General features: G+C 38.5%; 1 protein-coding gene. It reads right to left on the bottom strand.

Going from position 1 to position 1,019, the window contains the following annotated elements; all coding sequences use genetic code 11:
- On the bottom strand, window positions 1-505 hold a 505-nt coding region (locus K8089_RS16120), incomplete at its 3' end, for a hypothetical protein (protein WP_237604314.1).
- Window positions 506-1,019: the final 514 nt, after the last annotated feature.

Genomic DNA, 1,019 nt, shown 5'->3' with positions numbered 1-1,019 from the left:
AAGTAAGCGCCAAATGTGTCGCGCCAGCTGGAAACTGTACATTTTTCATATCAAAATTGGTAATGTGTAACCTTCGGCTTGTAAAATCAAAATCCCCTGAAGCCGCCAAGGTCTCCATAACATTACAATAGGGCGTAAATTGAAAATCCTGCAACAACTGTCTGCCTCTTGGGGTGTCCAGACCAGGGCCAACGCTTCTCTTTCCGCGACTGTTTATTCTATCCTGGTCCTTTATTCTGGTAAACAATTGTACCATCCGCCCGTGCAGCTCCCCATCTTTTCTCACACATAAAAACGGTGCAAGTGCCATTTTAAACGCTTTCTTCGTCTTGCTACACCTTCCAAATTCCGAGGCGTTTTCCATAGTTCGCACCGGCTTTTTCTTCTGGTCTTTATTAAAACCCCCTCCCGCTTTCCGCGCCAAGGACCCAGCATTTTTGGTGTTGTAAAAATTCAAATCTCCAATGGTCCCTTTTAACTTAATTATTCCTACCTGCTTTGCCATAATATAAAGTTTAAATAAAGTAAATATAACACATAATCTACTAAAAGTCAAGTTTATAGTAATTGTATATTATATATATAGTAAGACTATAGTAACTTTATAGTATTTTTACAGTATGTTTATAGTATATAAAATATATAGAAAATATACCCAATACATTATAATTCCATCATAATTCCCTCCACAAAAAGCAGCTATTCTCCTACCACGCCCACGAAGCCTTTTCTTAACATTATAACAACTAAGTGGAATTCTTTTGAAACTCGTATCTCATTCCCAGCTGACGGAAGGGGTAGAGGTTACATCTACTTTCGTCTTCGTCTTCGTCTTCATCTTCGGTTTCGATTTCAATTTGGCTTTCGATTTTTTTTGGTCTCACGTCTAGAGGCTAGAATCTAGCATCTAAAATCTCACGTCTCAAAATCTCACGTCTACTGTCTTTCCACTTTCTTCTTTCCTCTATTTCAGTTCAAAGGAGAGCTCCTTCCCCTTCGCAATATTTTACTTTGAAAGA

It is taken from the genome of Aequorivita vitellina (assembly GCF_022008365.1).
Lineage (GTDB): Bacteria > Bacteroidota > Bacteroidia > Flavobacteriales > Flavobacteriaceae > Aequorivita > Aequorivita vitellina.
Note: the sequence above shows the minus strand (reverse complement) of the source record. Positions and strands in the feature narration are given on the sequence as shown.